Here is a 1766-nt window from a genome sequence, read left to right on the forward strand (position 1 = left end):
GGTCAGGCATAGCACAAGTTGTGAAGAGTACAATAGGGTAAGCTGAGCATCGAGTAGGTAAGCAGTTCATCCTTCTATTTTACCATTATCAGCAGCTGCTCAAGTATTTCTGCCGCGCTGCACTAGTCTCTCTTGAGCGTCAGTCTTATCGAGAATTTGAAGTCCTGATTGTTGACGACGGCTCTACTGATGATACCGCTGAACTCGTTAAACCGTTTTGTCGGCGGGATTCACGCTTTCAGTTATTGCAGAAGTCCAATGGAGGACTCTCATCGGCTCGTAACTATGGCATCCGTCATGCTCGTGCTAGCTACATCGCTCTACTTGATGCAGATGATGTCTACAAGCCGGACAAACTAGCTAAGCATGTGGCTGTACTGGATCGGGAACCAGAAGTAGGGGTTGTCTACAGTGCTTCACAAGCAATCCGTGATGATGGAAGTCCCACGATCATGCGTCTGAGTGGTAAGCCAGTTATGTCTGACCCACTCAAGCGCCCTACTGTACAAGAATTTCATTGGTCATGGTTCTAATGGTGTATTCCGAAGCTGTCTAGTGGATGAAGTCGGGGAATTTGACGAAGGGTTACGCAGTTCAGAAGATATAGATTTCTGGTTAAGAATTGCCGCTACGGGACGCTGGCGTTTTCATCGGGAGCCACAAATCCTGTGTTGCTACCGAGTTCGTCCTTTTGGACTTTCTTTTAACATAGCACAAATGCAGCATTCTCATGAACAGGTAATTAAATCAGCTTATGAACGGTCTCCAGAATTGGTAGAGAAAGTATTGCCGACGGCTTACGCTTATATGTATCGCTACCTAGCTCGATTATCTTTAACTGCTGGTGATGCAGCTAAAGCTGTTCACTTTATCAACCAAGCGTTAGCTGCCAATAGTTCAATCTTCTATCGCGATCCGCGATCGCTTCTGACGCTCGTAGCTGTACCTCTGGCACCACTAGCCAAGCTGGTGATTAAGGGATCACTTGGCTCCGCAGAATACACAGCAAACAACTAAAAATTTTGTATTAGTCATGAGTCATTGGTCATTGGCCTTTGACCTGCAAGCCTTGTACATGCAAGTCTTTTGTCCCTTCCAAACCTTGCTAACCTAATGAAACTCAGCTCGTTACTCACAAGTGGGTTCTGGACAACATACGGAGCCCTCGGGACACGTCTGCTGGTATTGCTAAGTAACCTGATACTAGCTAGGTTGCTGTTGCCATCTGAATTTGGGGTGATCAGCGTTGCCTATATTTTTTGGTCTTTCCTAAATTTGTTCACCCAAGGCACCATCAACTCTTTGATTGTCTACAAGGGCATTGAAGACCAGCGTTATTTAAATACAACATACACAATTGCTATTGCCAGGGGATTGATGTTGGCAGTGGCAATGGTGGCGATATCCCCCCTAGCGGCTAACTTTTTCGGTGTACCAGAGCTGGTCTGGATTCTGGTCGTGTTCGCCTTTAATCTGCTGGTGGCTTCTATCCAGTCTGTTTATCAGGGAGTACTCACTAGACAGATGAGGTATCGGTAAATAGCCAATGCTACCATAATCGCCTCGTTCGTGCGAGTAGTCTCTACCACTGGTTGCGCCTTTATCGGTTTGAGCTATTGGTCATTTGTGGTGGGAGATGCTGCTTTTTGGTTTATAGAGTATTGGATTAGTCGTCGTCATGTAGAACACAAATTCCGCTTACAGATTGATCCACAGGCTAGCTCAGAAGTCTTGTCGTTCTGTTTTGGTGCCACTGTTTCCAGTTT

At 46.0% G+C, this 1766-nt stretch carries 2 protein-coding genes and 1 pseudogene; all 3 read left to right on the top strand.

The window, feature by feature from the left end; all coding sequences use genetic code 11:
* Window positions 1-167 precede the first annotated feature (167 nt).
* Window positions 168-533: a glycosyltransferase family A protein gene (locus tag F6K46_RS39535; RefSeq protein ID WP_293063545.1), complete on the top strand. Its 366-nt coding sequence runs from the start codon at window positions 168-170 to the stop codon at window positions 531-533.
* Window positions 534-555: 22 nt separating this feature from the next.
* Window positions 556-1017 carry a hypothetical protein gene (locus F6K46_RS39540; RefSeq protein WP_293118162.1) on the top strand — a complete coding sequence of 154 codons (462 nt, stop codon included), beginning with the start codon at window positions 556-558 and terminating at the stop codon, window positions 1015-1017.
* A gap of 96 nt (window positions 1018-1113) precedes the next feature.
* Window positions 1114-1766 (top strand): annotated as a pseudogene (locus F6K46_RS39545) (oligosaccharide flippase family protein); the annotation flags it as partial.

The sequence above is a fragment of the Moorena sp. SIO3E8 genome, from assembly GCF_010692445.1.
Lineage (GTDB): Bacteria > Cyanobacteriota > Cyanobacteriia > Cyanobacteriales > Coleofasciculaceae > Moorena > Moorena bouillonii.